Below are 25,730 nucleotides of genomic sequence, written 5' to 3'. Positions count from 1 at the left end.
TCGGGACGCCGATGCACCGATTTCGCGTCCCGGGGGCGCGACCGTCGGTACTTCGGGACGGCTTTCCGGGTGGCGGCGTGCCGGAGTCGCCACTGGGGGGAGCTATGACCGGTTTTTCGGCCCGCGGCGTGCCGGAGTCGCCACTGGGGGGACCTGTGCGCACCGCACTGCACCGACGCCTTCCCCGGACCCCGGACCCCGGACCCCCGGACCCCGGACCCCGGACCTTCAGTCGGCCCACTCACCGCGCTCGACCAGCACCTCACGCAGGATGTCGGCGCGGTCGGTCATGATGCCGTCGACGCCGAGGTCCAGCAGTTGCCGGATCTGGTCGGCGTCGTCGATCGTCCACACGTGGATCTGCACCCCTGCGTGATGTGCACGCCGTAGCGTCGCCGCGCTCACCACCCGCAGCCGGCCCGCCGCGACCGGGACCTGCAGACAGTCGACGTCGCGAAGTGCCCTCTCGCCCAACGGAACCCGCGCCCGGGCAGGCACTCTGCCGCCGAGTACGAACCGTGCGATCACCGACTGGCCGCCGGATGTTGCCACCGGCCGCGACAGTCGGCGCAGCACCGCCCGGCGGCGCCGGTCGGAGAACGACGCGACGCACACCCGGTCGTGGGCGGCGTGCCGCTCGATGACCTCGGCGAGCGGTTCGACGGCTGCGGCGGTCTTGCAGTCGATGTTGATCCGCAGCTCCGGCCACGACTCCAGCAGCGCGTCGAGCGTCGGGATCTCCTGGGTGCCACCGATCTTCGCCTCGCGCACGGTGCTCCACGGCAGCGCCCCGATGGCACCGGAGCGGTCGGTGACCCGGTCGAGACGATCGTCGTGGAACGCGATCAGGGTGCCGTCGCTGGTGGCGTGCACATCGGTCTCGACGTAGCGGTAGCCCAGGTCGACCGCAGCCCCGAAGGCGGCCAGGGAGTTCTCCAGGACCTGGTCGCCACTGCTGAAGCCGCGGTGCGCCATCGCGATGACGCCGGGATGGTCGAAGAACGCGGTGTGCGCCACGGGCTCCCGCTCAGATGTCCCGGAAGGTCTGGATCGCGGCACCCAGCTTGTTGAGCCGGGTGTCCAGCTCCTCGTAGCCGCGGTCGATCACGTAGATGTTGCGCAGCACGGAGACTCCCGGTGCGGCCAGCATCGCCAGCAGGATGACGACGGCCGGGCGCAGCGCCGGCGGCGACATCACCTCGGCGGCACGCCACTTGGTCGGGCCCTCGATCATCACCCGGTGCGGGTCCATCAGGTGCACCCGGGCACCGAGCGCGTTGAGCTCGGTGAGGTAGATCGCGCGGTTCTCGTAGACCCAGTCGTGCAGCGTCGTGGAGCCCTCCGCGTAGGCCGCGATGACCGCGAAGAACGGCAGGTTGTCGATGTTGAGGCCGGGGAAGGGCATCGGGTGGATCTTGTCCTTCGGCGCCTTCAACGGACCCGGCTTGGTGGTGATGTCGATCAGCCGGGTCTTGCCGTTGGCCGAGACGTACTCGTCACCCTCGATGGCGTACTTCATGCCCATGCCCTCGAGCAGCGTCAGCTCGATCTCCATGAACTCGATCGGCACCCGACGGATGGTGATCTCCGACTCGGTGACGACGGCGGCGGCGACCAGGGTCATCGCCTCGATCGGGTCCTCGGACGGGTGGTACTCGACGTCCTGGTTGATCTCCGGGACGCCGCGCACGCGCAGCGTCGTGGTGCCGACACCGTCGATCTGCACGCCGAACTTCTCCAGCATGAAGCACAGGTCCTGGACCATGTAGTTGGGGCTGGCGTTGTGTATGACGGTCTCACCGTCGTACAGGGCCGCCGCGAACAGCGCGTTCTCGGTGACGGTGTCGCCGCGCTCGGTCAGGATGATCGGCTTGTGCGGGCGGATCGACGGGTCGACCTTCGCGTGGTAGTAGCCGTGTGAGGCGACGACGTCGAGGCCGAACGCCCGCAGCGCGAACAGGTGCGGCTCCACGGTGCGCGAGCCGAGGTCGCAGCCGCCGGCGTTGGGCAGCTGGAACTCGTCGAACTGGTGCAGCAGCGGCCCGAGGAACATCAGGATGGTGCGGGTCCGGCGGGCAGCGGTCTCGTCCATCGCCGCCAGGTCGAACTGCGCCGGCGGGACGATCTCCAGGTCGCTGCTGTCCGGCAGCCACTGGGTCTTGACACCGATCGAGTTGAGCACCTCGGTGATCCGGTTGACCTCTTCGATGCGCGCCAGGTTGCGCAGCGTCGTGCGGCCCTTGTTCAGCAGTGCGGCGCACAGGCAGGCGACCGCGGCGTTCTTGGAGGTGCGCACGTCGATCTCGCCGGACAGCTTGCGGCCGCCCTTGATGCGCAGGTTGAGGGGAGTGGAGGAGGCCACCGCGACGACCTCGGTGTCCAGCGCCTCGCTGATGCGGGCCAGGGTCTCCAGGCTGAGGTTCTGCTTGCCCTGTTCGATGCGAGCGACCGCGCTCTGCGATGTTTGCAGCGCCTCGGCGAGCTCGCTCTGGGTGAGCTTCTTGTGCCGCCGCGCGTCGCGGATCAGCGTGCCGACTCGGGAGAGGTAGTCATCGGTCATTCCGCGAGTGTAGCTCACATATGAGATTGAAATGGGCCCCGCGACACGCGATTCGCGTCACAGGGCCCATTTCGGTGGCGAAATTGAACACCTCGTGGTATGTCGTGCGGGGTCTCGATACGCTCGTACCTCGCTACTCGACCAGCTCGTGCGGGGTCTCGATACGCTCGTACCTCGCTACTCGACCAGCTCGTGCGGGGTCTCGATACGCTCGTACCTCGCTACTCGACCAGCTCGTGCGGGTCTCGATACGCGGCGCTCCGGCTCGCAAGCTCGCGCGGAGCGCCGCTACTCGATCAGCTCGATCGGACCACGGAGGCAACGCCTGGAGCGAGGAACCGGGTGCCGGTCACCTGCTCACTGATGCCCGTCCGGTCCAGCAGCGGGGTGACGCCGCCGTTCCAGAACGGGAAACCTGCACCGGTGATCATCGCCAGGTCGATGTCCTCGGCTGCCTGCACGACTCCCTCGTCGAGCATCCGGCGCACCTCGTCGGCCAGTGACTCCAGCGCGCGGGTGCGCACCTGCTCGGCGGTGAGCACGACGGGTGACTCCGGCGCCTCGAACAGTTCGAGCGCCTTCGGGTCGAGGGCACCGTCGCTGCCGTAGAAGCTCGGGATCTTGGCCGCCACGATCTTCGCCAGGTTGGGTGAGACGTGGAACCGGTCGGGGAACGCCTTCGCGAGGGTCTCGCTGTTGTGCAGCGCGATCGCCGGCCCGACCAGGCTGATCAGCATGAACGGCGGCATCGGCGTCAGCCCGGCGAACGCCCGCTCGACGACCTCCATCGGGGTGCCCTCGTCGACGATGCGGCCGGCGTCGCCCATGAACCGCCCGAGCAGCCGGTTCACCACGAACGACGGGCTGTTCTTGACCAGGATGCTGGTCTTGCCCAGCCCGCGCGAGGTGGCGAACGCCGTCGCCAGGGTCGGGTCGTCGGTCCGGTCGCCGCGGATGATCTCCAGCAGTGGCATGACCGCGACCGGGTTGAAGAAGTGGAAGCCGACGACCCGCTCGGGGTGTTGCAGCTCCGACGCCATCTCGGTGATGTCCAGCGACGAGGTGTTGGTCGCCAGCACGCACTCGGCGGTGACGACGGCCTCGACCTCGGCGAAGACCTGCTTCTTGACCGACATCTCCTCGAAGACCGCCTCGATCACGAAGTCGGCGTCGGCGAAGCCGTCCTTGCTGGTCGATCCGGTGACCAGGGCCTTGAGCCGGTTCGCGCCGTCCTGGGACAGCCGGCCCTTGACGAGCAGCTTGTCGATCTCGCCGTGCGTGTACGCGACGCCCTTGTCGACGCGCTCCTGGTCCAGGTCGGTGAGGATCACCGGCACCTTGAGCCGGCGCGCGAACAGCAGCGCCATCTGGCTGGCCATCAGGCCGGCGCCGACCACGCCCACCTTGGTCACCGTGCGGGCCAGCGCCTTGTCCGGCGCCCCAGCGGGTCGCTTGGCGCGCTTCTGCACCAGGTTGAAGGCGTACAGCCCGGCGCGCAGCTCGTCGGTCATGATCAGGTCGGCCAGCGCCTGGTTCTCGGCCTCGAAGGCGTTCTCGCGGCTCGCGGTGCGTGCCGCACGCATCAGCTCGATGGCCTTGTACGGCGCAGGCGCCGCCTTGCCGGTCTTCGCGTCCGCCTCGGCCTGTGCCTTGTCCAGCGGACCGTTCCAGCCGTCCTCGGAGGTGTCGACCGCGACCCGCTCGACCTTCTCCGCACCGGTGATGACCCGGGCGGCGAAGGCGAGCGAGTCCTCCAGGAAGGTCACCGGCTGCAGCAGCCGGTCGGCCAGCCCGAGCTGATGGGCGTCCGTGCCCTTGATCATCCGGTTCTGCGACAACGGGTTCTTGATGATCAGCTGCGCGGCCTTCTCGGTGCCGATCAGGTTCGGCACCAGGTAGGTGCCGCCCCAGCCCGGGACCAGGCCGAGGAAGCACTCCGGCAGCGCGTAGGCCGGCACGTCGGAGGAGATGGTGCGGTAGTCGGCATACAGGGCGATCTCGACACCGCCGCCCATCGACGCGCCGTTGATGAAGCCGAACGTGGGCACCGACAGGGCGGAGATCTTGCTGAACGTGTCGTGTCCGGCGCGGGCGATCTCCAGTGCCTGGTCACGGCCGGTGATCGACGGGATGCCGGTGATGTCGGCGCCGACGGCGAAGATGAACGGCTTGCCGGTGATGCCGACGCCGACGAGCTCGCCCTTGCCCGCACGCTCGGTGAGCGTGTCGAGCACACTGCTCAGCTCGGCGAGCCCGCCGGGTCCGAACGAGTTGGGCTTGGTGTGGTCGAAGCCGTTGTCGAGCGTGATGAGCGCGAACGTGCCTGCGCCGCCGGGGAGTTCGACATCCTGGACGTGCGCGTGGGTGACGACCTCGTCGATCTGGGGGCGTGTTGCGGTGTCGGTCATCACGCGGCTCCTTCGCTGATGCTGCTGACGTAGTCCTGGTGGTGCGGGTTCTCCCAGATGACCGCGCCGCCCATGCCGATGCCGATGCACATCGCGGTCAGGCCGTAGCGGACCTCGGGGTGCTCGGCGAACTGCCGGGACAGCTGGGTCATCAGGCGCACGCCCGAGGAGGCCAGCGGGTGACCGGTGGCGATGGCCCCGCCATACAGGTTGACCCGCGGATCGTCGTCGGCGATGCCGAAGTGGTCCAGGAAGGCCAGCACCTGTACGGCGAACGCCTCGTTGAGCTCGAACAGCCCGATGTCGCTGATGTCGAGACCGGCGTGCTCCAGGGCCTTCTCGGTCGCCGGGACCGGGCCGATGCCCATGACCTCCGGCTCGACGCCGACGAACGCGTAGTTGACCAACCGCATCGCGACCGGCAGGCCGAGCTCGGTGGCGGCCCGCTCGGACGCGAGCAGGCACGCGGTGGCGCCGTCGTTGAGACCGGCGGCGTTGCCCGCGGTCACGTTGCCGTGCGGGCGGAACGGGGTCTTCAGCTGGGCCAGGTCGTCGACGGTCGTGCCGGGGCGCGGTGGTTCGTCGACGGTGGCCAGTCCCCAGCCCTTCTCGGCGTGCCGGGTGGCCACCGGCACCAGGTCGGGCTGGATCTTGCCGTCGGCATACGCCTTGGCCAGCTTGTCCTGGCTGCCGACGGCGAACGCGTCGCAGCGTTCCTTGGTGATCTCCGGGAACCGGTCGTGCAGGTTCTCGGCGGTCTCGCCCATGACGAGGGCGGACGGGTCGACGAGCTTCTCGGCGATGATCCGGGGGTTGGGGTCGACACCTTCACCCATCGGGTGGCGGCCCATGTGCTCGACGCCGCCGGCGATCGCGATGTCGTAGGCACCGAACGCGATGCTCGACGCGGTGTTGGTCACCGCGGTCATCGCACCGGCGCACATGCGGTCGATCGAGTAGCCGGGCGTGGACTTGGGCAGGCCCGCGAGCAGGCCGGCCACCCGGCCGAGGGTCAGGCCCTGGTCGCCGATCTGGGTCGTGGCGGCGATCGCGACCTCCTCGACCTTGGCCGGGTCGAGGTCGGGCTGGCGACGGAGAAGTTCACGGATGCATTTGATGACCAGGTCGTCGGCGCGGGTCTGGGCGTAGATGCCCTTCTCCCCGGCCTTGCCGAACGGTGTGCGGACACCGTCGACGAAGACGACCTCAGAGAGCGTGCGGGGCACGGTGCCTCCCGAAGGTGAGACGAGTTGACAGCGTCGACTCTAACCCGCGTTGTTACTCGCCAGTAACAGGGGTCTCCGGTGGCAGCTCCATCGGCGCCTGCAGGATCAGCGGGGCGGCGAGGTCGATCTGCCACGGGCGTGCCCCGAGCTCCGCCAGTCGCGCGCGAATCCCGTTGTCGTCGAACGTCTTCGGAGGGGTCCACAAGACACGGCGAAGCGTGTCGGGTGTGATGAGGTTCTCCAGCGGGACGTTGTGGGCATCGGCGAAATCACCGAGTCGGGCCCGGACGAAGCCGAGCCGGGCGGCGGCCTCCGGGTTGCGGTCCGCCCAGGTGCGCTGCGGCGGGGGCGCGTCGCTGCGAACGGTCGCCGGCGGCAACTGCGCGGTGCCCATCGCGGCCACGCGGATGATCGCATCGAGCCAGCGGTCGGCATACCGGTTCAGCCCGCGCTCGGCGATCCGCAGCCGGCTGCGGGATGCGCCACGCAGGCCGCCGGCCGCCTTGCGGACACCCTCGAGATCGCGCGGCGCGGTGTTGGCCAACTCGACGATCGTGGCGTCCGGCAGGATCCGGCCGGGGGCCGTGTCGTGCTCCTCCGCGATCGCGTCACGCGTCAGCCAGAGTTCGCGCACGCGCGCGATGGCCCGCTTGTCGCGGATGCGGTGCATCCCGGAGGTGCGGCGCCACGGATCGGTGCGTTGCGGCGGCCCGGTGAACGAGGTCAACGCCGAGAACTCCTGCAGCGCCCAGTCGAGCTTGCCCTGCTGCTCCAGGTCGGCACGCAGCCTGTCCCGGACCTGGACGAGCACCTCCACGTCGAGGGCGGCATACGTCAGCCACGGCTCGGGCAGGGGACGCGTCGACCAGTCGACGGCCGAGTGCTCCTTGGCGAGGGTGATGCCCAGGTAGTGCTCGACCACCGCGGCCAGGCCGACCCGGGGGAGCCCGGCGAGCCGCGAGCCGAGCTCGGTGTCGAACAGTGCGTGTGGGTGCATGCCCAGCTCGGTGAGGCACGGCAGGTCCTGGGTGGCGGCGTGCAACACCCATTCGGCGTCGCCGACCGCGTCCTGCAACGGGGCGAGGTCGGGCAGCGCGACCGGGTCGATGAGGAAACTGCCGGCGCCCTCGCGGCGCAGCTGCACCAGGTAGGCACGGCTGCCGTAGCGGTAGCCGGCGGCGCGCTCGGCGTCGAGCGCTACCGGGCCGTCGGCTGCGGCGATCGCGTCGGCGGCGCGCTGCAGCGCGCGTTCGTCGGCGATGACGTCGGGTATGCCGTCGGCGGGGCTCGCCAGGACCGGGTAATCCGGTGTGGGCTGGTCGGACTCGGCTGCTTCCGTCATCGGCGCTGCCCCGGCAGGGCGACGACGCCCTCCGGCAGCGGCGGAAGGCCGGCGACGGTCGACAACAGGTCGGCCCACGCCGCAAGCTGCGTGCCCAGATTGGGGCCCTTGGGTGTCCAGGACGCCCGGATCTCGATCTCGACGGTGTTGCCGTCCTCGGCCAGCGAACCGAAACCCTCCGAGAGCACCCGCGTCACCGTGCCGGCCTCGGCGCGGAACTCCGCACCGGCCTCGCGCAGGCAGTCGGTCAGCCAGCTCCAGCCGACCTGTCCGAGCAGCGGGTCGGCGCCGGTCTCGGGCTCGAGCTCGGCGCGCACGAAGGTGACCAGGCGCCACGAACCCTCCCACGGCTCGGGGAAGTTCGGGTCGTGCAGGACGACGAACCGGCCGGTGGCCAGCTCGGTCTCCTCCGAGCCGATGGTGCTGCACACGTCGGCGGTCATGGCCAGTGAATAGGGGGCGATCCGGCCGGGTGCGGGCACTTCGGTCAGCCGGATCTCCGGCCGCAGCCGCACGTTCTGCAACGCGCGAACCGCTTGCTGGAACTCCGGAGCGGTGGCCCCGCCAAGGTCTTGTGTACCCACAGCCACCAAGACTAGGTCGTACAAGCCTTCGATCGCTGGAACTCGGCGCGGCGGGTCGCCATACCGACCGATCCGGTGCCTACGGGTCGTGCGACGATGCCCCGATGGCGAGTGGGACGGCGGGCTGATGGGTGCCTTGCTGGCGCTCGCCTCGAGCGTCGTGTGGGGCTCGGCGGACTTCGGCGGCGGCCTGTTCAGCAAGCGGCTCGCGCCGGTGCGGGTGGTCGCTGCCTCGCAGGTCGGGTCGCTGCTCGTGATGTCCGTGGTGTTCGCCGGGCAGTTGCTGACCTCCGGCGGGCCGCACGGCGTCACCTGGTTGTGGGGGATGGGCTCCGGGGTCGCCAACGCGGCCGCGCTCACCTGTCTGTACGCGGGGCTGTCGGTCGGGACGATGGGGGTGGTGTCGCCGATCGCGTCGCTGGGCGCGGTCGTCCCGGTGGTGATCGGGTTGCTCACCGGTGACACGCTGACCACGGTCGTCGGCGTCGGACTGTTGCTCGCCATGGGTGGCGCGGTGCTGGCCGCCGGGCCGGAGTTCTCCGGGTCCGTCTCGCGGCTGCCGGTGGTGCTCGCGATGTGCGCGGCACTCGGTTTCGGCATGTCGCTCTACTGCCTGCACCGCGCGGCCGACGGCGGTGTCGTCGCGTCGCTGTGGGCGATGCGGCTGGTCAGCGTGACCGAACTGCTGCTGGTATGGCGCCTGGTGCCGCGTCTCGCCGCCGGTGCATCGCCCGGCCGACGCGACCTGCCGGGCCTGTTCCTCGTCGGCTGCGGCGACCTGGCCGCGGCGGGCCTCTTCGGCCTCGCCTCCCAGCACGCGGAGGTGAGCCTGGCCAGCGTGCTCGCCTCGCTCTACCCGGTGGCGACCCTGCTGCTCGCGCGGTTCGTGCTGCACGAGCGGATGCGTCCCGTGCAGGGCGCCGGGGTCGCGATCGCGCTGCTGGGTGTCGTGCTCGTGGTGTCGTGATGCGAAGATCGAGCACGTGACTGCTCCCGCTCCCGACCCCCGCGACAGCAACCTGGTGCGCGCCGCCCGCGGCCTGCCCGTGTCCCACACCCCGGTGTGGTTCATGCGCCAGGCGGGACGGTCGCTGCCCGAATATCGCGAGGTGCGCGCCGACGTCCCGATGCTGCAGGCGTGCCGCACGCCGGAGCTGGTCTGCGAGATCACCCTGCAGCCGGTGCGCCGGCACGGTGTCGATGCCGCGATCTTCTTCAGCGACATCGTCGTGCCGCTCGCCGCCGCGGGCATCGACGTCGACATCAAGCCGGGCGTCGGGCCGGTGGTCGCGCACCCGGTGCGGACCGCGGCCGACGTCGAGGCGCTGCCCGAGCTCTCCGCCGCCCAGATCGAGGACATCGCGCAGTCCGTGCGGCTGATCACGGCCGAGCTCGGCGGGACACCGCTGATCGGTTTCGCCGGCGCGCCGTTCACCCTCGCGAGCTACCTCGTGGAGGGCGGTCCGTCCAAGAACCATGAGCACACCAAGGCGCTGATGTATGGCGCCCCCGATGTCTGGGATGCCTTGTGCGCCAAGCTCGCCCGGATCTCCGGGACGTTCCTGCGAGTGCAGGCCGAGGCCGGGGCGAGCGCCATACAGCTCTTCGATTCGTGGGTGGGTGCACTCCCGCTCGCGGACTACCGGCGCTTCGTGCAGCAGCACTCGGCCGCCGCCCTCGCGGCCGTGTCCGACCTCGACATCCCCCGGATCCACTTCGGGGTGGGCACCGGCGAGCTGTTGGCAGCGATCGGGGAGGCGGGCGCCGACGTGGTCGGCGTCGACTACCGGGTGCCGCTCGACGAGGCGGCGCGACGCGTCGGGGCGTCATACAGCCTGCAGGGCAACCTCGACCCGGCGCTGCTCTTCGCGCCGTGGGAGCCGCTGGAGGCGAAGGTGCGCGAGATCCTCGACCAGGGCACGACGGCTCGCGGGCACATCTTCAACCTCGGGCACGGGGTGCTGCCGAGCACGGATCCGGACGCGCTGACGCGGGTCGTGGAGCTGGTGCACTCGGCGTCGTGCTGACCGGTTCGTCCAGCGGGACGATCAGGTGGCGCAGGAAGAACTGCGTCAACGGGCCGATCGAGACGGCGAACAGCAAGGTCCCGATGCCGACGACACCGCCGAGCAGCCAGCCGATCACGAGCACGGTGAGCTCGATCGAGGTGCGGACGAGTCGCAGGCTCAGTCCGGTGCGCAGGTGCAGGCCGGTCATCAGGCCGTCTCGGGGGCCGGGACCCAGCTGGCTGCCGATGTAGAGCGCACCGCCGATCGCCTCGATCACGACGGCGACCGGCATCATGACGGCGCGCACCGGCATGAAGTGCTGGCTCGGGATGAGTGCGAGAGCGATATTGGTGGCGATGCCGATCCAGATCGCGTTGCAGACCGTGCCCAGGCCCGGCCACTGGCGCAGCGGGATCCACAGCAGCAGCACCGGGATGCTGACGAGGATGACCGTCGTACCCAGGTTGAGTCCGAGGTGCTGGGCGACTCCGTAGTGGAAGACGTCCCAGGGGTCCAGGCCCAGGTCGGCACGCACGAAGAGTGCTATCGCGATCCCGTAGAGGGTCAGCCCGGTGAAGAGGCGCACGAGCCGCACCGGCAGCCGGCCGGCGCGCAGTTGCTGGCGCGGGGTGAGGGAGGCGAGAGTCGGCTTCACCCGATCCAGGATGGCGACAACTGGCCTTGGTAAAAAGAGCCACTTGGGTATGAGTGGCGTGGTTTGCGCGTAATTGCGGGTTTGTGGCCTTGTCGGAGGCGGCCACTTGTGACCACCATGGGGCCATGGAGAGTCGAGTGTCCGCCCGCCGGCTGGCGGTCCTGCTGGGTCCTCGGGGCGGCGGTGTCCCGGCCTACTCGTGGCTCGCGGACGGCATCCGGCAGCTCGTTGCCGACGGCCGGCTGCTGCACGGGACCCGGCTGCCGAGCGAGCGCGAGCTGCTCGGCGAACTGGGGGTGAGCCGCACCACGGTCACCCGGGCGTACGGCGTGCTGCGCGAGCGCGGTTACGCCTCGGCCGTGCAGGGATCCGGCACGGTGGTGCAGGTGCCCGGTGGTCCCGTCGCCGGTGGTGGCGAGCCGTTGGAGCTGGCGTCCCTGCAGCCCACGGCGGACGGCGTCGTGGACCTGACGTGTGCGGCCCCGGCGGCGACACCCGGGCTGAATCGTGCCTACGAGCGGGCCGTGCAGCGGATGCCGTCGTTCATCGCGGGCGCGGGCTACTTCCCGCTCGGTGTCCCGGAGCTGCGCGAAGCGATCGCACAGCGGTATGTCGACCGCGGCGTACCCACCGACCCCGATCAGATCATCGTCACGACCGGTGCGCTCGCCGGCCTGGCGGCGGTGTTCCGGGCCGTGCTGCACCGGGCGGACCCGGCGATCGTCGAGAGCCCCGCCTATCCCAACTCGGTGCGGGCGCTGGACCACTCCGGCGCCAGGGTCGTCGGTGCACCACTGGTCACCGACGACCTGGATGGCGTGGCAGGCGTCATACGACGTGCGGGTGCGCGAATGATGTTGGCGATGCCGGACTTCCACAACCCGACCGGCGCCGTCTGGTCCGACGAGCAGCGCGCCCGGGTGGCGGCGATGTGGCGGGCCGGCGGGGTGACCGGCGTCGTCGACGAGACGATGGCCGACACCTGGTTGGACCGGCCGATCGAGGCCCGGCCGATGGCCGCGTACGCACCGGGGTGCATCACGGTGGGCAGCGCCGCCAAGACCTTCTGGGCCGGCCTGCGGATCGGCTGGGTCCGGGCGCCGCACGCGCTCGTGGGTGCGATCGCGCGGGCGCGGCTGTCGATGGACCTCGGCGCCCCGGTGCTGGAGCAGCTCGCGGTCGGGCAGCTGTTGCGCACGCAGGGCGGTCTCAGCGACGAGTCGCGCCGAGGGCTCACCGACTCCCGGCACGCGCTGCTCGGGCTGGCCGACCGGTGCCCCGGCTGGCGGGTCGAGGTGCCGACCGGTGGGCTGAGCCTGTGGTGGCACCTGCCGGGGGACAGTTCGACGGCGCTGGTCGCCGCCGCCGAGCGCCGCGGTGTGCTGCTGGCGCCGGGGTCGCTCTTCGCCGTCGACGGCCGTGGCCTGGAGCGGTGGATCCGGACGCCATACGCACTCGACGAGATGACGCTGCGGCGGGCCGCCGACGCCATCGCGGACGCCTGGGCCGACGTCGCCCACCTGCCGAGAGGCTCAGAAACACTCCGACAGGCCTAGTAAAACCGCGCATTCGGGCCGGAATTTCTGGGCCTGTCGAGATTTGCTGGGCCTCTCGGCAGTGGGCTCGGGGCCTCCCGGCTGCGTCGCGCCGAGCCGGAGCCGGCGGTGTCCCTCGGCTTCATCGTGATGGCCGGACCCGGAGGGCAACGAATTCTGCCTCGACTGACAAGCTGGGGTCATGGCACGGGTCGTCATCGTCGGAGCGGGGATCAGCGGGTTGGCAGCGGCGCTGGAGGCGTCGTTGGCGCGCCACGAGGTCGTCGTACTGGAGGGTTCGCCGCAGGTCGGGGGCAAGTTGCGGCTGGCGACGGTGGCCGGACATCAGGTGGACGTCGGCGCCGAGTCGATGCTCGCCCGGCGGCCCGAGGGCCTGGACCTGCTGGCCGACCTGGACGTCGAGCCGGTCCATCCGGCGGCGGTCTCCGCCGCCCTGTGGACGCGTGGCGCGCTGCAGCCGATGCCGCGCGGCACCCTGCTCGGTGTCCCCGGTGACCCGTCCTCGCTCGGGTCACTGCTGACCGCCGACGAGCTGCAGCGCCTGCGTGACGAACGATCGGTCCCAGCCGCCGACGACCTGTCGATCGGCGAACTCGTCGAAACCGCAATGGGTTCGGCGGTGGTCGATCGCCTCGTCGAGCCGCTCCTGGGTGGGGTGTATGCCGGTCACGCGCGCCGTCTGTCCGCTGCCGTCACCGCACCGGCACTGCTGAGCGCGGCACGCCAGAGGCGGCTGCTCAGCGAGGCGGCACGCGCCGCGGCCGCGAGGGCGACATCCGGCACACCGGTGTTCGCCGGGCTGCGCGGCGGTCTCGGCTCGATGCCCAAACACCTCGTCCGGCTACTGCTGGACCGCGGCGTCACCGTGCGCACCGGGGCGACCGTGCGCGCCGTGGCGCGCACCTCTACCGGCTGGCAGGTGACGATCGGGGAGACCCGCGCACCGGAGACGCTCGACGCCGACGGGCTGGTCATCGCAACGCCGGCGAGAGCGACCGCACGGCTGCTCGCACCGCACGCCCCGGAAGCGGCGGCGGTGCTGGCCGACATCGACTACGCCTCGATGGCGATCGTCACCTACGCGTTCAGGAGCGCCGAATCACGTGCGTTCGCAGGAAGTTCCGGTTTCCTGGTGCCACCGATCGACGAACGTGGCATCAAGGCATCGACCTTCAGCAGCAGCAAGTGGCCGTGGCTGGCGGAGGCCGCACCCGAGCTGACGTTCGCCCGTGTCTCGATCGGCCGGCAGGGCGAGGAGGCCAGCCTGCAACGCAGCGACGCCGAGCTCGCCGCCGTCGGCATCCGGGACCTGCGCAGCGCGCTCGGCGGCGACGCGGTGCCCCGTCCGGTCGCGGCGCACGTGCAGCGCTGGGGCGGCGCCCTGCCGCAGTACGCGGTCGGCCACGTCGACCGGATCGCGGCCGTGCGTGCCGCGCTGGCGGAGCTGCCGGGCGTGGAAGTGGCAGGGGCGGCATACGACGGCGTCGGCATACCCGCCTGCATCGGCACCGGCCGCCGGGCGGCCGAGCGGGTGCTCACCCTCCTCGCCGACCGCTGACGGCGGGAGCGACAATGGGGGCATGAGCGACGTAGAGCGACTGCGACCCGGTGCCCGGACGATCAACGAGATCAACGACACCATCCGCTACACGATGTACTCCGCGTTCAAGGCGACCCGTGCGCTACCCGAGCAACGCGAGGAGGCCATCGCCGAGGCGGAGCGCTTCCTGAAGGAGCTGGAGTCGCAGGACGTCATCGTTCGGGGCACGTATGACGTGGGCGGTCTCCGTGCGGACGCCGACCTGATGATCTGGTGGCACAGCGCAGACATCGAGCCGCTGCAGGACGCCTACCACCGCTTCCAGCTGACCGAGCTGGGCCGCAGCTTCGACGCCGTCTGGTCCAGCGTGGCCGTGCACCGCCCGGCGGAGTTCAACAAGTCGCACGTGCCGGACTTCATGGTCGACCCCGAGGCCAAGAAGTACGTGTGCGTCTACCCGTTCGTGCGGTCCTACGAGTGGTACCTGCTGCCGGACGCCGAGCGGCGCACCATGCTCAAGGACCACGGCATGCTGGCGCGCGGCTACCCCGACGTGCGCGCCAACACCGTGCCGGCCTTCGCCCTCGGCGACTACGAGTGGATCCTGGCCTTCGAGGCCAACGACCTGCACCGCATCGTCGACCTGATGCGCGATCTGCGCGCCGCCGAGGCACGCATGCACACCCGGGTGGAGATCCCGTTCTACACCGGCCCGCTCACGCCGATCGCGGACATCGCACGCCGGCTGCGCTGACCCTGCGTCACTCGGTGGGCGCGAGCTTCAGCGACACCGAGTTGATGCAGTAGCGCTGATCGGTCGGCGTCGGGTAGCCCTCGCCCTCGAAGACGTGCCCGAGGTGTGATCCGCAGTTGGCACAGCGGACCTCGGTGCGCACCATGCCCATCGAGGTGTCCTGGATCAACTCCACGTTGTCGTCCGTGGACGGCGCGTAGAACGACGGCCACCCGCAGTGGCTGTGGAACTTCGTGGTGCTGCGGAACAACTCGGCACCGCACGCGCGGCACGAGTAGACGCCCTCGGTCTCGGTGTCGTTGTACTCGCCGGTGAACGGACGCTCGGTCGCCGCCTCGCGCAGCACGGCATACTCCGCGGGCGACAGTGCGGAACGCCACTCCTCGTCGGACTTGGTCACCTTGTATGTCGACTGCTCGCTCACGTCGCGGATCCTTTCTGGAAGCCATTCGTCATACAGCACAACACAGCGGCCCGTCCCGACGTTCCCGCCGGGAGGGGCCGCTGGAGGACTCAGTGCACGGCCAGCTTCACCAGCTGCGGGTCGTGGTCGGAATCCTGGTCGTAGAACTGCGAGTTGGTGTGCACGACCTGGTAGTCGAACTTCTTGGTCAGCGCACCGCTGAGCAGGATCTGGTCGAGCACCTGGCTGTTGCCCTCGTAGTCGTAGGTGTAGCGCTCGTTCGCCGGCAGGGTGTCGATGAGGTCGGTCATCGCCGTCTTGCCGTGTCCCTTGACGATGTTGGCGGTCTCGCTGAAGTTGAAGTCGTTCAGGTCACCGAGCACGACGATGTTGGCGTGCTTGTTGGCCTTGAGCAACTGGTCCACGAAGCCGCGCACCAAGGTCGCCTGGGCGTGCCGCTGCACCTCGGAGGAGCGCTGCGGCGGCTGGTAGCGGCCCATCAGCGGGTCGTCACCGCCCTTGGAGTCGAAGTGGTTGGCGACGATGAACAGCGGCTTGCCCCACCAGAGGAACTCACCCACCAGCGGCTTGCGCGAGTCGTCCCAGGCGGTGTTGGTCGGGTCGATCCGGCCGGGGGAGTAGTTGATCGACGCCCACTTGCCCTTGCCGGTGACCGCGACCGAGTTGGTCGAGGTGCCACCGGGCTTGTTGACGAACGTCATGCCGCGGTCGCTGCGGTAGATGAAGACCGAGCGGATGTTGCCGCCCGGCTGGCCGCCGTCCTGGTCGTTGACGGGGTTGATCCAGACCGCCTGGTATGACGGCCCGCCCGCGGCCTTGATCGCCGCGATGAGCTTGTCCGTCGTCTGGGTGGAGTCGACGGTGCCGTCGTCGGTGGCGCCGTTGTTGTCCTGAATCTCCTCCAGCGCAACGACATCCGGAGCCGCCAGGTTGGTCACGATCTGACCGGCCAGCCGGTCGAACTTGGTCTGCGGGTCGGTCGGGGCGAGGTTCTCGACGTTGAACGTGGCGACCGCGGCCTGCTTCTTCTTCGCGGGCTTGGCCACGTCACGCGTGGTGCTCCCGCGTTGCAGCGCACCGGCCTGGGTGGCCATCAGGTAGTAGTTGCCGAAGTTGTAGTCGAGGACCCCGACGGTCGCTCCCTGGTAGGTGTCGCCCGTGTTCGCGGGGGCGATGCTGTTCGCGGGCAGCAGCGCGTCGGAGAGGATCAGCCGCATGGCGTTCGGGGTGTCGTAGTTCTTGTAGAGCACCCCGCCGTCCGGCGTCCAGGTGACGTGCTTGGTGTTGGCCGGCACGATCGGCGTCTCGCCGTACGACGTCTCGGTCGGCCCGACCGCCTTGGCGTTGTTCTCCTGGATCCGCATGCCTTCCAACGACTCCCAGAAGTCCAGGGCGCTCGTCGTCGGGTCGAGGGTCAGTCCGGCGGTCTCGACATTGCCGGGGTCCCCGGCCTCGACGACCTGGGCGGGCGGTACGTGCCCCTTCGACCCGATGACGATCGGTGCGGGCAGCGCGTTGCCGGTGCTGGTCACCTGGATGTTCGGGCTGCCGAGCTCCGTGGTGGTCATGTTGCCGTTGTCGACCCCGCCCGGGCGGTATTCGGACACCTTGCCGGCAACCGTGACGGCGTCGCCGACCTGCACCGAGCCCGCCCCGCCGTAGACGTAGAGGCCCTCACTGGTGCGCGGGTCGTTGTCCGGGGTGGCCGATTCGATCCAGAACCCGGCGCTGCCGTTCTTGGCGGTGACGATGCCCGTGACGTCCTTGACCTGCTCGCCGACCAGTGGTGACTGGAAGCCGGTGCCCTGGATCTCCTCGATGCTCGACGGTGTGCCGGTCGGCGGCGGGGGTGTGTTGCCGGTGGTTCCGCAGACACCGAGGGCTGCGGTGGAGTTGAGCGGGTTCGGGTCGGCGTTGACGAAGTCGGTGCCGTTGCTGTCCGTGTCGGTGCAGCCGGTCGTGCGGCTGTCCGCGGTCGTGTTGGACATGGCGGGGGCGGCTGTGCCCTCGACATACGAGGAGGTGACCGCGCCGAACCCGATGGTGTCGACCGTGGCTGCGTCGTTGCGCAGCACGACGCTGCCGTTCGAGGCGGACATGTTGATCGTGCCGGTCGCGTCCGGGGTCGGCAGTGCTGCCGCGGTGCCGGAACCGGCGGCCTCCTGGATCAGGAAGTGACCGCCGGCGGCGATCGACTTACCCGTCAGGGTGGTGGTGCCGCCGCTGTTGCCGGCGGCCGAGTAGTACGTGAGTGTCCAGTTGCTGAGGTCGACCGTGCTCGAGCTGGTGTTGTAGAGCTCGATGTAGTCGTTCTGGTACGGCGCTCCGCTGTTGCCGCCGCCGCCGTAGACGGCGGAGATCAGCACGGAGGTGGAGGCGGCGTGTGCCGCCGGCGCGGCGGCGAGGCTGACGGAGCCTCCGACTGCCAACGCGGATGTTGCGAGGAGCGTGACGAAGCGCACGCGGGTGTGTCGTTGTGGCATGGAAACCTTCCAGGGGTGGTGCGTCGCGGCGCGATCGCGCTGCGTGTTCTACGGACTGTAGGGATCCGCGGTGCTCCCTGGTGGTGTTCGCGGGTGACGAACTGTTGAATTTGTTCGCGTCGGCCCGGCAGCGTGTGGCCGTCGGTGACTAGGGTCGATGAGCATGAGTGTCAATCCTCCGTACCGGGCCGACATCGTGGGCTCCTTCCTGCGTCCTGATCCGATCAAGTCCGCGCGGGCGGCATACGAGGCGGGTGACCTGTCCGCCGACGGTTTGCGCAAGGTCGAGGACGAGCAGATCGCCGCGCTGGTCGCGGAGGAGGCGCAGGCCGGCCTCGAGGCGGTGACCGACGGTGAATTCCGCCGGTCCTGGTGGCATTTCGACTTCCTGGGCGGTCTCGACGGGGTGTCACTCGTCGAGCTCGACCACAGCCTGCCGTTCCAGGGCGCGACGACCAAGGCGCTCGGCGTGCGCATCGAGGGCCGGCTGGGCTTTCCGTCCGATCACCCGATGCTGGAGCATTTCCGCTACCTGAAGTCGGTTGCCGAGGCCCACGGCGTGCAACCGAAGTTTTCCATCCCGTCGCCGACCGTGCTGGATTTCCGCGTCGAGCCGGCCAACCTGGCAGCGCCGGAGTATCCCGATCGCAACTCGTACGTGGACGACCTCGTGCAGACCTACCGCGATGCGATCGCGGCGTTCTATGCCGAAGGTGCCCGCTACCTGCAGCTCGACGACACCGTCTGGGCCTACTTGTGCAGCGACGCCGAACTCGAGCGGGCGCGCACCGAGCGGGAGATCGACACCGATGGCATCGGCAAACGCTACCGGGACATCCTGATCCGGGTCCTCGCCGACAAGCCCGACGACCTGGTGATCACCACCCACGTGTGCCGTGGCAACTTCCGCTCCACCTGGATCGCGTCGGGCGGCTACGAGCCGGTCGCGCAGGACCTCTTCGCCGTGCCGTACGACGGGTTCTTCCTGGAGTACGACTCCGAGCGGGCCGGCGGCTTCGAGCCGCTGCGGTTCTTCCCGAAGGGCGATCAGACCGTCGTGCTCGGTCTGATCACCTCCAAGTCCGGCGAACTCGAGGACCCGGACGCCGTCCGTGCGCGCATCGCGGAGGCGGCGAAATTCGTTCCACTGCAACAACTTGCCATCTCCACCCAGTGCGGGTTCGCCTCGACCGAGGAGGGCAACATCCTCACCGAGGACGAGCAGTGGGGCAAGGTTCGTGAAGTCGTCGAACTCGCCTCGACCGTCTGGGGCGGCTGACAGACTGACGTCATGGCCAAGACCCCTGCCGTGCAGGTTGCCGTCGGCGACCGGGAAGTGCGTGTCTCCAGTCCCGACCGGGTGATCTACCAGGCGACCGAGCGGACCCCCGAGATCAGCAAGGTGCAGGTCTGCGAATACTTCGCGACGGTCGGGGACGCGTTGCTGCGGGCAGCCGGTGAGCGGCCGACCGCGATGGAGCGGTGGCCGGACGGCTACCGGGATGGCATGCGCCTGTCGACCGGGTATGGCGACGACGGCGACGGCTTCTACCAGAAGCGATTGCCCCGTGGCGCACCGGATTTCATCGAAACCGTGGGTGTGACGTTCCCGAGCGGGCGCACCGCCCAAGAGCTGTGCCCGACCGAGCCGGCGTCGTTCGTGTGGGCCGCGCACATGGGCACGTTGACGTTCCACCCGTGGCCGGTCCGCCGACCCGACGTCGACCATCCGGACGAGTTGCGCATCGACCTCGACCCGCAGCCCGGCACATCGTTCGCGGACGCCCAGCGGGTGGCGGACGTGGCGCGGGAGCTGCTGGAGGAGCTGGGGATGCGCGGGTTCCCGAAGACCAGCGGCAACCGCGGGATCCACGTCTACGTGCGTATCGAGCCACGGTGGTCGTTCGAGGAATTGCGCCACGCCGCCATCGGATTCGGCCGCGAGCTGGAGCGCCGCGACGGGGGAGTGACCACCAGCTGGTGGAAGGAGGAGCGCGGCGAGCGCATCTTCGTCGACTTCAACCAGAACAACCGGGACCGCACGATCGCGTCCGCGTGGTCGCTGCGCGCGCGGCCAGGGGCGCCGGTCAGCACCCCGATGACCTGGCAGCAGCTGGCGCAGCTGACGGACCCGCGTGACTTCAACCTGGTGACCGTGCCCGACCTGCTGGCCGACGGTGACCCGTGGGCCGAGATGGACGACACGGCATACTCGCTCGAACCGCTGCTGCACCTGTGGGAGACGTTGCCCGGTGGCGAGCTCAACTTCCCGCCCGACTACCCGAAAATGCCCGGGGAGCCGCCCCGTGTGCAGCCCAGCAAGAAGGTCGCCGAGCACTGGGACGCCGACGGCAATCGGGTGGAGTAGCTACTCGCCGGTGGTCAGCACGTCGTCCAGGTCGTATGCCGCCGCACGGTCGACCTGCGACAGCTGGCACGACTCCGGCTCCCGGTCGGGCCGCCACCGCAGGAACGTCACGCCGTGCCGGAAGCGGTAGCCCTCCAACTGGTCGAACTTCACCTCGACCACACGCTCCGGGCGCAGCCGCACGAACGAGACGTCCTTGTTGCTGCTGAACCGGGACCGGTCGGTGGCGCCGTGTACGGCGTCCCCTTCGTCGTCCCGCTCGACGAGCGGTGCGAGCTCGTCGATGAGCTCCACACGTCGCTTGGCGGTGAACGACACGATGCCGCCGACGTTCCGGAGGTTGCCGTCGTCGTCATACATGCCGAGCAGTAGCGACCCGACTCCGTTGCCGCTCTTGTGGATCCGGTAGCCGAGCAGCACCGCGTCGGCGGTGCGGGTGTGCTTGATCTTCATCATCGTGCGTTTGCCGGGCTGGTAGGTGGAGCGTTTGGCCTTGGCGACCACGCCGTCCAGGCCGGCGCCCTCGAACCGGTTGAACCAGTCCTGGGCGACCGCCGCATCGTCGGTCACCCGGGTGAGGTGGAAGGGTGCACCGACCGAGCGCAGGGCGTGCTCGAGGGCGTGACGTCGCCGCTCGAACGGCTCGTCCAGCAGGGACCTGCCGTCGACGACGAGCGCGTCGAAGAAGATGACCTCCGCCGGTGTCTCGACGGACAGCTTGCGGACCCGGGAGTCGGCAGGGTGGATGCGCTGGCCGAGCGCCTCGAAATCCAGTCTCGCCGCGCCCTGCTCACCGGTGCGGACGACGACCTCCCCGTCCAGGGCGCACCTGTCGGGCAGCTGCGCACGGACCGCGTCGACCAGCTCGGGGAAGTAGCGGGTCAGCGGCTTGGAGCCGCGTGAGGCCAGCTCGACGTCGTCGCCGTCCCGGAGCACGATGCAGCGGAAGCCGTCCCACTTCGGCTCGTAGAGGAAGCCACCGTCGACGCTGTCGGCGGCGGGAACGGCAGGTGTTGCCTTGGCGAGCATGGGTGTGATGGGCATCTCCAGCGGCAGGTCCATCCGGCCATTGTGCCTGCGACCTGCGACGATGGGCGGGTGAAGACACACGTGTTACGTCGCGCCATCGCGCCGACGACCGGGGTCACCGCGGGGGTGACCGCGGCGGTCGGCGGCGGGACGGTCGGTGTGTCCGGCTACTTCGCCCGGCAGATCGTGACACCCGTGGTGCACGTCGACGACGTGCCGGTGCTCGAGGTCGGCGGCGACCATGTGGTGTTCGCCAGCACCGAGGAGTCGATCGCTCCGGGTCGGTACGGCCTGTGGCAGAACGGATTCGACACCCACGTGCGACTCGGCGACGTGCTCGACGTCGACGCGGATCGGGTGACCCGCCGCGTTGACGGCGTCGATTTCGGGTCGCTGCGGACCGGCAAGGCACGCTTCAACGGCTACTACTTCTGCGGGCCGCCCGCCACCTCCTTGCCGGTCGCGTTGGACGAGACCGTCATCGACACGCCACTGGGCCCCGCACCGGCCTGGGTCGACCGGGTCCCGGGCAGCGACCGGTGGGCGGTGCTCGTCCACGGCCGTGGGGCACTGCGCGGCGAGACGCTGCGGGCGGTGCCGGTCCTGCAAGAGTTGGGGATCAGCAGCGTCATACCGACCTATCGCAACGACATCGGTGCGCCGCGATCGGCCGATCACCGCTACCACCTCGGCCTCACCGAGTGGGCCGACGTCGAGGCCGCCCTGGTGTATGCCGCCCAGCACGGCGCCCGGGAGGTGCAGCTGTTCGGCTGGTCCATGGGCGCCGCGGTCGTGCTGCAGCTGCTCGACCGGTCCTGGACCGCCGAGCTGGTCTCCCGGGTCGTCCTGGACTCCCCGGTGGTCGACTGGGCGCCGGTGCTGGACTTCCACGCCGGGGAGCACCGGCTGCCGCGGCTCGTGTCGCGAGTGGGTGCCAATCTGCTGCGCGGCCCGCTGCGCCGAGCGCTCGCCGGGCTGGCCGAACCGGTCGACATCCGTCAGACGAACTGGGTGGCGAGGTCCGACGAACTGACCCGTCCGATGCTGCTGATCCATTCTGCGGTCGACGAATTCGTACCCTACGCACCGTCGGCGGCGTTGGCCGCGGCCCGGCCCGACCTGGTGCAGCTGGAGACCTGGGACGTGGCACGCCACTGCCGCGAGTGGAATGTCGATCCGGCGCGCTGGGAGCAGGTGGTGCGCGACTTCTGCGCCGCCTGACCGCAGCCCGGCGAACTGGTCGTCAGCTCGTCAGGCGCCAGCCCCGTGCGCGCTCGCGCTCGTGCCACAGCGCGGCGAAGAGCCCGTCCCTCGCGAGCAGATCGGCAGGTGTGCCGGTCTCTGCCACCAGCCCGTCGTCGAGGACGACGATCTGATCGGCGTCGGTCAGCGTCTCCAGTCGGTGGGCGACGACGATGACGGTGCGGTGCTGCCGCAGTTGGCCCAGCGCGGCGGTGATGGCGGCGTCGTTGTGCGCGTCGAGTGCGGAGGCGGCCTCGTCCAGCAGCACCAGCGGAGCATCCTTCAGCAGTGCGCGGGCGATCGCAACACGCTGCCGCTCCCCGCCGGACAGCAGCGTTCCGCCTGCTCCGACACGGGTCTGCCAGCCGTCGGGCAGCTCGTCGACGATGGCGTCCACCTGTGCGCGGCGGCAGGCTGCTGCGAACTCCGCTGCCGATGCGTCCGGTCGGCCGACGCGGATGTTGGCTTCGATGGTGTCGTCGAAGAGATACACGTCCTGGGGGACGATCGAGATCTTCGACATCAGGGTCGCGGTGGACATGTTGCGGACGTCGACCCCCTCGATCAGCACCCTCCCGTCGGTGACGTCCCAGAATCGGCTGATCAGATGCAGCAGCGTGGACTTCCCCGAGCCGGATCGTCCCACCAGCGCGGTCATCGAGTTGGTCGGCACGGTCAGCTCGACCTGTCGAACCGCGGCGGTGCCTCCGTCATAGGTGAAGGTGACGTCGGACAGCTGGACGAGGGGCACACCCGGGAGGGGAGCGTCGTCGACCGTGGGTTCCGGGAGTGTCGGCTCGTCGAGGACATCCTTGATCGACTGCAGGGAACGACGGGTCGACTGCCAGACGAGTACGGCGCCCGGCAGGTCGCTGATCGGGCGCAGCGTCCAGATCGCGAAAGCCATCGCCGCAACCAGGGTGGGTGCGTCCATGTTGCTGTGGGCCGAGAGCAGCACCGTCACCACCAGGACCGCGAGATACCCGAGGTAGACCGCCAGTCCGGAGACCTTGAGCAGCAGCGCGGTGCGCAAGATGTGCTGCCGGGCGGCTGAATGCCGTTCCCGCAGAGCCTTTTCAACCGATCTCAGCCCCTTGTCCGCGCGGGCGCTCACCCGCAGTGGCTGCTGCGCGTGGGTGAATTCGATGATCCGCGAGCCGGCCTCTGCCTCCGCCATGGCCTCCTTCGCCTCGGAGCGCGCGGTCGGCGCAGTCGTGGCGATCTGCACCAGGAGTATGAGCGGTGCCACGATCGCCACGGTCAGCGCGATCGGCCAGGCGAACACCGCCAGTCCGACCACGACGGCCAACGGCGGGAGGAGTGCGCCCGACATCGTCAGCACTGCGGACACCGCCAGCTGAGTCGTGGTGCCGGCTCGGGAGATGAGCGTCGTGAGTTGCCCGGGACGCGTGCCGTCGAACCAGCCGAGCGGCAGCTGCAGGATCTTGTCGGACAGCAGGTCGAACAATCTCCCGCGCAGTGGTGGCTGCATGCTGGAGCCGACGTTCTCGGCGACCGCGTAGGTGAGCCAGTAGAAGAGGACCACCGCGAGCAGCGGCAGCAGCCACCGGGCGGCCGCGCCAGGGTCGTGCCGTAGCGACTCTCGCAGCACCGGAATGCCGAGTGCGAGCGCCGCGCCCTGCAACACGGCACTGAGGGCGCTCATCACGCACAACGTCAGCACCTGGCGGCGGTGGCCGAGCAGCCCGATCACCATGCCGATCATGCGCCGACCCGTTCGTGTTGAGCGTTCCACAACGAGGCGTAGGAGCCCCCTCGGTCCAACAATGTGTGGTGGGTGCCTTGCTCGATCACGGTCCCGCTGTCCAGGACTGCGATCACGTCGGCGTCCACGACGGTGTGCAAGCGGTGTGCGACGACCAGGAGGGTGCGTCCCTTCGTCAGGACGGACAGTGCGTCCTGTATGGCGGCCTCCGACTCCGGATCCGCGGATGCCGTTGCCTCGTCGAGCACGAGCACCGGGGTGTCGGCCAGCAGCGTCCGCGCGATCGAAAGGCGTTGGCGTTCACCGCCACTGAGGCTGATGCCTTCGCCGATGACGGTGTCGTAGCCGTCGGGCAGGCTCATGATGCGATCGTGGATCGCGGCGGCGCGGGCGACGCGCTCGACCTGCGCGTCGGTTGCGCCCTGGCGGCCGAGGACGAGATTGTCGCGGATCGAGGCACGCAGCAGCTGCACGTCCTGGAAGACGAATCCGACTGTGCGGTAGAGCTGCTCGGTCGACAGAAGGCTGAGTGCGACCCCGTCGATGGTGATCTGGCCGGCCGCCGGATCGTAGAAGCGGGCGAGCAGCTGGCCGACCGTCGACTTTCCGGCACCGGAGGGACCGACGAGCGCGGTGACCGTCCCCGGAGCGAGCTCGAGGTCGAGGTGGCGCAGGACGTTGCGTTCTCCGTCGTAACTGAAATCGACGGCGTCGAACCGCACCGTTCGCCCGCCCGAGATGCGTGGCGCGGGCAGTTGGGCGGGAGGGTCCGGCTCGGTCAGCGGAGGCTGATCCAGCAGGGCGCCGATCCGTCCGGCCATGGCAGGACCTTTGCGCTGGTTCGGCACGGTGAGCTGCAGGGCGGGGAAGACCACGTAGAAGTAGAGGTCGGCCGAGGAGTCGAAGAGTGCCAGCCCGAGCAGCAGGAAGGCCACGACATCGACCGGGTCGACGGAGGCGGCGTTCTCCAGCAGCACCGTCACCGCGAGCAGCACGAGGGTGACGGTCGGTGCGGCCACCGTCGCGCGGGTGCAGGCTCGCTTGGTCGCGAAGGTCCTCGTCAGACTCTCGTCGATCTCGATGAATTCGTCGGCTGCGTCCCGGAAGTGTCGTGCGGCGCCGGACCGTGCCGTCGTGCCCGTGGCGAAGACCTTGGATTCGACCACTCCGTGCACGAGTTCGACTGCGGCGGCGCTCATTCGCCCAGCTGCTGCGGCGACCTTGGCGAACGGCTCGATGATGGCCGCGCCGAGGTGCCGGCGGATGAGCTGCCCGAAGGTCACCAGCACGATCGTGATCACGCCCAACCGCCAGTCGGCGTACAGCAGGTAACAGAGGATCGTGACCGATCCGGTGATCGATCCGATCAGCTCGGGTCGGGCATGTGCGACGTCCTCGTGCAGTCCGGCGACGTCGTCCTGCACGAGGGTCTGAACCTGCTGCGCGGCCCTGGAGGAGAACCAGCCCAGCGGCAGCCGCGCGATGTGCTGAGTGATGCGCAGCCGTAGGTGCAGGCCGAGGTCGGCGTCGGAGAGGTGGGCGATCACCGAGGCAGCCGTGCCGCAGGCCAGGGCCGTGACGAGTCCGGCAGCCGCGACCGCGGTCCACCACCACACGGCGGCACCGGCACCGTCGTGGACGAGCCGCCGGGCGATCTCGACGGCGGCGATCGCGGGAATGACCTGCGCGACACTGCTGACCGCTTCGAGTGCTGCGGCGAAGGTGACACGGTGTCGGACCGGTGCGATGAGCGTGCGCAGCCAACGCGTGTCGTGATCGATGGGCACGAAGGGTCTCCATCCCTCGACAGTTAGTTAGGTAAGG

At 69.6% G+C, this 25,730-nt stretch carries 20 protein-coding genes; 8 read left to right on the top strand and 12 right to left on the bottom strand.

Translation table 11 applies throughout. The annotated features are described in order from the left end of the window. Window positions 1–228 precede the first annotated feature (228 nt). From FHU39_RS10975 to FHU39_RS24230, 6 genes are all read right to left on the bottom strand, one after another. Window positions 229–1,017 carry a glycerophosphodiester phosphodiesterase family protein gene (locus FHU39_RS10975; protein WP_343065822.1) on the bottom strand — a complete coding sequence of 263 codons (789 nt, stop codon included), beginning with the start codon at window positions 1,015–1,017 and terminating at the stop codon, window positions 229–231. Window positions 1,018–1,027: 10 nt separating this feature from the next. Continuing rightward, the gene (locus tag FHU39_RS10970; RefSeq protein WP_183320366.1) at window positions 1,028–2,560 is read right to left on the bottom strand and encodes a helix-turn-helix domain-containing protein; all 1,533 of its coding nucleotides are present in this window, start codon (window positions 2,558–2,560) and stop codon (window positions 1,028–1,030) included. 296 nt (window positions 2,561–2,856) lie between these two features. Beyond that, entirely contained in the window at window positions 2,857–4,968 is a 2,112-nt protein-coding gene (locus FHU39_RS10965; RefSeq protein ID WP_183320365.1) for a 3-hydroxyacyl-CoA dehydrogenase NAD-binding domain-containing protein, read from the bottom strand. Next, window positions 4,968–6,194, bottom strand: a complete 1,227-nt coding sequence (locus FHU39_RS10960) for an acetyl-CoA C-acyltransferase (RefSeq protein WP_183320364.1) — start codon at window positions 6,192–6,194, stop codon at window positions 4,968–4,970. Before FHU39_RS10960 ends, FHU39_RS10965 begins: the two co-directional genes overlap by 1 nt. 52 nt (window positions 6,195–6,246) lie before the next feature. Further along, window positions 6,247–7,536: an HRDC domain-containing protein gene (locus FHU39_RS10955; protein ID WP_183320363.1), complete on the bottom strand. Its 1,290-nt coding sequence runs from the start codon at window positions 7,534–7,536 to the stop codon at window positions 6,247–6,249. Further along, window positions 7,533–8,120: a DUF3000 domain-containing protein gene (locus FHU39_RS24230; protein ID WP_343065821.1), complete on the bottom strand. Its 588-nt coding sequence runs from the start codon at window positions 8,118–8,120 to the stop codon at window positions 7,533–7,535. Before FHU39_RS24230 ends, FHU39_RS10955 begins: the two co-directional genes overlap by 4 nt. A gap of 127 nt (window positions 8,121–8,247) precedes the next feature. On the opposite strand from FHU39_RS24230, the gene FHU39_RS24225 reads away from it, so the two are divergent. Both FHU39_RS24225 and hemE read left to right on the top strand, forming a co-directional pair. Continuing rightward, complete coding sequence (locus tag FHU39_RS24225) at window positions 8,248–9,087, top strand: DMT family transporter (RefSeq protein WP_246336212.1); 840 nt, start codon at window positions 8,248–8,250, stop codon at window positions 9,085–9,087. A 16-nt stretch (window positions 9,088–9,103) separates the two neighbouring features. Then, window positions 9,104–10,147 (top strand): uroporphyrinogen decarboxylase, encoded by a 1,044-nt coding sequence (hemE, locus tag FHU39_RS10940; protein WP_343065820.1) that lies wholly within the window; start codon window positions 9,104–9,106, stop codon window positions 10,145–10,147. On the opposite strand, the gene yczE is transcribed toward hemE, so the two are convergent. After that, window positions 10,062–10,784 carry a membrane protein YczE gene (gene yczE / locus FHU39_RS10935; RefSeq protein WP_183320360.1) on the bottom strand — a complete coding sequence of 241 codons (723 nt, stop codon included), beginning with the start codon at window positions 10,782–10,784 and terminating at the stop codon, window positions 10,062–10,064. The genes hemE and yczE overlap by 86 nt on opposite strands. Before the next feature lie 125 nt (window positions 10,785–10,909). Here yczE and yczR point away from each other — a divergent pair, with 125 nt between their 5' ends. The 3 genes from yczR (at window position 10,910) to hemQ (ending at window position 14,634) form a co-directional block, all read left to right on the top strand. Then, window positions 10,910–12,340, top strand: coding sequence for a MocR-like transcription factor YczR (gene yczR / locus FHU39_RS10930; protein ID WP_183320359.1), 1,431 nt, complete (start codon window positions 10,910–10,912; stop codon window positions 12,338–12,340). A gap of 181 nt (window positions 12,341–12,521) precedes the next feature. After that, window positions 12,522–13,898, top strand: coding sequence for a protoporphyrinogen oxidase (hemG, locus tag FHU39_RS10925; protein WP_183320358.1), 1,377 nt, complete (start codon window positions 12,522–12,524; stop codon window positions 13,896–13,898). A 22-nt stretch (window positions 13,899–13,920) separates the two neighbouring features. Further along, on the top strand, window positions 13,921–14,634 hold the full coding sequence (gene hemQ, locus FHU39_RS10920) for a hydrogen peroxide-dependent heme synthase (protein ID WP_183320357.1): 714 nt from the start codon (window positions 13,921–13,923) through the stop codon (window positions 14,632–14,634). A gap of 7 nt (window positions 14,635–14,641) precedes the next feature. Here hemQ and msrB read toward each other — a convergent pair whose 3' ends face one another. After that, window positions 14,642–15,058, bottom strand: a complete 417-nt coding sequence (gene msrB, locus FHU39_RS10915; RefSeq protein ID WP_183320356.1) for a peptide-methionine (R)-S-oxide reductase MsrB — start codon at window positions 15,056–15,058, stop codon at window positions 14,642–14,644. Window positions 15,059–15,147: 89 nt separating this feature from the next. Further along, entirely contained in the window at window positions 15,148–17,541 is a 2,394-nt protein-coding gene (locus FHU39_RS10910; RefSeq protein WP_183320355.1) for a lamin tail domain-containing protein, read from the bottom strand. A 163-nt stretch (window positions 17,542–17,704) separates the two neighbouring features. Here FHU39_RS10910 and FHU39_RS10905 point away from each other — a divergent pair, with 163 nt between their 5' ends. Further along, on the top strand, window positions 17,705–18,820 hold the full coding sequence (locus FHU39_RS10905; protein WP_183320354.1) for a 5-methyltetrahydropteroyltriglutamate--homocysteine S-methyltransferase: 1,116 nt from the start codon (window positions 17,705–17,707) through the stop codon (window positions 18,818–18,820). Between the two features lie 12 nt (window positions 18,821–18,832). Next, window positions 18,833–19,909 (top strand): DNA polymerase domain-containing protein, encoded by a 1,077-nt coding sequence (locus FHU39_RS10900; protein WP_183320353.1) that lies wholly within the window; start codon window positions 18,833–18,835, stop codon window positions 19,907–19,909. Here the strand turns inward: FHU39_RS10900 and FHU39_RS10895 are convergent, their stop codons facing one another. Then, the gene (locus FHU39_RS10895) at window positions 19,910–20,971 is read right to left on the bottom strand and encodes an ATP-dependent DNA ligase (RefSeq protein ID WP_183320352.1); all 1,062 of its coding nucleotides are present in this window, start codon (window positions 20,969–20,971) and stop codon (window positions 19,910–19,912) included. 36 nt (window positions 20,972–21,007) lie between these two features. Between FHU39_RS10895 and FHU39_RS10890 the strand changes: the two genes are divergently transcribed. Beyond that, a complete protein-coding gene (locus tag FHU39_RS10890) occupies window positions 21,008–22,159 on the top strand; it encodes an alpha/beta hydrolase family protein (protein ID WP_221185232.1) in 1,152 nt (383 codons plus the stop codon). Between the two features lie 22 nt (window positions 22,160–22,181). Here FHU39_RS10890 and FHU39_RS10885 read toward each other — a convergent pair whose 3' ends face one another. After that, window positions 22,182–23,906 carry an ABC transporter ATP-binding protein gene (locus FHU39_RS10885; protein WP_183320351.1) on the bottom strand — a complete coding sequence of 575 codons (1,725 nt, stop codon included), beginning with the start codon at window positions 23,904–23,906 and terminating at the stop codon, window positions 22,182–22,184. Further along, entirely contained in the window at window positions 23,903–25,693 is a 1,791-nt protein-coding gene (locus tag FHU39_RS10880; protein ID WP_183320350.1) for an ATP-binding cassette domain-containing protein, read from the bottom strand. Before FHU39_RS10880 ends, FHU39_RS10885 begins: the two co-directional genes overlap by 4 nt. Between the last annotated feature and the right edge of the window lie 37 nt (window positions 25,694–25,730).

The sequence above is a fragment of the Flexivirga oryzae genome (assembly GCF_014190805.1).
In the GTDB taxonomy this organism is placed as follows: Bacteria; Actinomycetota; Actinomycetes; order Actinomycetales; family Dermatophilaceae; genus Flexivirga; species Flexivirga oryzae.
The sequence above is the reverse complement of the archived record's forward strand: the minus strand, read 5'-3'. Positions and strand labels throughout refer to the sequence as shown.

Bases quoted from the DNA above. Each gene is read 5' to 3' on its own strand.
- FHU39_RS10970 (WP_183320366.1), bottom strand. From the start codon at position 2,560: ATGACCGATGACTACCTCTCCCGAGTCGGCACGCTGATCCGCGACGCG.
- FHU39_RS10965 (WP_183320365.1), bottom strand. From the start codon at position 4,968: ATGACCGACACCGCAACACGCCCCCAGATCGACGAGGTCGTCACCCAC.
- FHU39_RS10955 (WP_183320363.1), bottom strand. From the start codon at position 7,536: ATGACGGAAGCAGCCGAGTCCGACCAGCCCACACCGGATTACCCGGTC.
- FHU39_RS24225 (WP_246336212.1), top strand. From the start codon at position 8,248: ATGGGTGCCTTGCTGGCGCTCGCCTCGAGCGTCGTGTGGGGCTCGGCG.
- yczR (WP_183320359.1), top strand. From the start codon at position 10,910: ATGGAGAGTCGAGTGTCCGCCCGCCGGCTGGCGGTCCTGCTGGGTCCT.
- hemG (WP_183320358.1), top strand. From the start codon at position 12,522: ATGGCACGGGTCGTCATCGTCGGAGCGGGGATCAGCGGGTTGGCAGCG.
- hemQ (WP_183320357.1), top strand. From the start codon at position 13,921: ATGAGCGACGTAGAGCGACTGCGACCCGGTGCCCGGACGATCAACGAG.
- FHU39_RS10910 (WP_183320355.1), bottom strand. From the start codon at position 17,541: ATGCCACAACGACACACCCGCGTGCGCTTCGTCACGCTCCTCGCAACA.
- FHU39_RS10905 (WP_183320354.1), top strand. From the start codon at position 17,705: ATGAGTGTCAATCCTCCGTACCGGGCCGACATCGTGGGCTCCTTCCTG.
- FHU39_RS10900 (WP_183320353.1), top strand. From the start codon at position 18,833: ATGGCCAAGACCCCTGCCGTGCAGGTTGCCGTCGGCGACCGGGAAGTG.
- FHU39_RS10895 (WP_183320352.1), bottom strand. From the start codon at position 20,971: ATGGACCTGCCGCTGGAGATGCCCATCACACCCATGCTCGCCAAGGCA.
- FHU39_RS10885 (WP_183320351.1), bottom strand. From the start codon at position 23,906: ATGATCGGCATGGTGATCGGGCTGCTCGGCCACCGCCGCCAGGTGCTG.